Raw genomic sequence first — 2,500 nt, 5'->3', positions numbered from 1 at the left:
CATTGGGAGGCGATGAAGGACGTGGTAAGCTGCGAAAAGCTTCGGGGAGCCGCTAACAGGCTTTGATCCGGAGGTATCCGAATGGGGAAACCCGGCAGGGATTATGCCCTGTCATCGCATGGTGAATACATAGCCATGCGAGGCGAACGAGGGGAACTGAAACATCTAAGTACCCTCAGGAGAAGAAATCAATTGAGATTCCGTAAGTAGTGGCGAGCGAACGCGGATTAGCCCAAACCAGAGTGACTACGGTGACTCTGGGGTTGTGGGGCCCCGACATGTGGATTGATGATAGGTAGCTGAAGGTTCTGGAAAGGACCGCCAGAGTGGGTGATAGCCCCGTAAGCGAAACCTTGATTCACCCTAGGGTGACCCCGAGTACCACGGGACACGAGAAATCCCGTGGGAAGCTGGGAGGACCATCTTCCAAGGCTAAATACTCCCCAATGACCGATAGCGCATAGTACCGTGAGGGAAAGGTGAAAAGAACTCCGATAAGGAGAGTGAAATAGAACCTGAAACCGTACGCTTACAAGCAGTGGGAGCCCTATGACTTCGGTCAGGGTGACCGCGTGCCTTTTGCATAATGAGTCAGCGAGTTACGCTCAGCAGCGAGGTTAAGCCGATCTAGGTGGAGCCGTAGCGAAAGCGAGTCTTAATAGGGCGCATGAGTTGCTGGGAGTAGACCCGAAACCGGGTGATCTATCCATGTCCAGGGTGAAAGGAGGGTAACACCTCGTGGAGGCCCGAACCCACTTAAGTTGAAAATTGAGGGGATGAGGTGTGGATAGGAGTGAAAGGCTAATCAAACTCGGAAATAGCTGGTTCTCCCCGAAATATATTTAGGTATAGCCTCGTACGAATCGTTCCGGAGGTAGAGCACTGAATGGGCTAGGGGTCTTACCGGACTACCAAACCTAATCAAACTCCGAATGCCGGAAACGTCTATACGGGAGTCAGACAGCGGGAGATAAGTTCCGTTGTCGAAAGGGAAAGAGCCCAGATCGCCAGCTAAGGTCCCAAAGTTCGTGCTAAGTGGAAAAGGATGTGGGAATGCCCAGACAACCAGGAGGTTGGCTTAGAAGCAGCCACCCTTTAAAGAAAGCGTAATAGCTCACTGGTCAAGTGGGCCCGCGCCGAAAATGTAACGGGGCTCAAGCACGGCACCGAAGCTGCGGATTTGCATCAAAAGATGCAAGTGGTAGGGGAGCATTGTGGCAACCGCTGAAGGTCGATCGCGAGGACGGCTGGAGGAACCACAAGAGATTATGCTGACATGAGTAGCGAAAATGCGGGTGAGAAACCTGCACACCGTAAGCCCAAGGTTTCCTCAGTAAAGGTAATCTGCTGAGGGTTAGTCGGTCCCTAAGGCGAGGCCGAAAGGCGTAGTTGATGGGAAACAGGTTAATATTCCTGTACCTTTAGTTACTGCGACGGGGGGACGGAGAAGGGTAGGTCAGCCGGTTATTGGATATCCCGGTTTAAGCGTGTAGGCGGGAAGAGTAGGCAAATCCGCTCTTCTATTCAAACGCTGAGGCGTGATGACGAGGGCTTTAAGCCCATAAAGTGATTGATCCCACGCTTCCAAGAAAAGCCTCTAAGCATCAGGTAGCTAGAGACCGTACCGTAAACCGACTCAGGTGGGCGGGCAGAAAATGCTCAGGTGATTGAGAGAACTCTGGTTAAGGAACTCGGCAAAATAACACCGTAACTTCGGGAGAAGGTGTGCCCCCATCAGGTGTAGCGATACGCACGTGAAGCCGAAGGGGGTCGCAGAGAAATGGCGGTAGCGACTGTTTACTAAAAACACAGCACTCTGCAAACTCGTAAGAGGAAGTATAGGGTGTGACGCCTGCCCGGTGCCGAAGCCCCGGTAAACGGCGGCCGTAACTATAACGGTCCTAAGGTAGCGAAATTCCTTGTCGGGTAAGTTCCGACCTGCACGAATGGCGTAACGACTTCCGCACTGTCTCGACCAGAGGCTCAGCGAAATTGAATTCTCGGTGAAGATGCCGAGTACCCGCGGCAAGACGGAAAGACCCCGTGAACCTTTACTACAGCTTGGCAGTGACGTTCGGGACAACATGTGTAGGATAGGTGGGAGACTATGAAGCTGGGACGCTAGTCTCGGTGGAGTCAACCTTGAAATACCACCCTTGTTGTTCTGGGCGTCTAACCTAGACCCGTGATCCGGGTCAGGGACACTGCCTGGTGGGTAGTTTGACTGGGGCGGTCGCCTCCCAAAGAGTAACGGAGGCGCGCGAAGGTTCCCTCAGACTGATTGGAAACCAGTCGTAGAGTGCAAAGGCATAAGGGAGCTTGACTGCAAGACAGACACGTCGAGCAGGTGCGAAAGCAGGTCTTAGTGATCCGGCGATTCTGTATGGAAGGGTCGTCGCTCAACGGATAAAAGGTACTCCGGGGATAACAGGCTTATCTCCCCCAAGAGTTCACATCGACGGGGAGGTTTGGCACCTCGATGTCGGCTCATCGCATCCTG

General features: G+C 53.2%; 1 rRNA gene (cut by a window edge). It reads left to right on the top strand.

Going from position 1 to position 2,500, the window contains the following annotated elements:
* Positions 1-2,500: ribosomal RNA gene (locus CVU69_13735) — 23S ribosomal RNA — on the top strand (its annotated part extends 42 nt beyond the left edge of the window); the annotation flags it as partial.

Source organism: Deltaproteobacteria bacterium HGW-Deltaproteobacteria-4, assembly GCA_002841765.1.
In the GTDB taxonomy this organism is placed as follows: domain Bacteria; phylum Desulfobacterota; class Desulfuromonadia; order Desulfuromonadales; family UBA2197; genus UBA2197.
The sequence above is the reverse complement of the archived record's forward strand: the minus strand, read 5'-3'. Positions and strand labels throughout refer to the sequence as shown.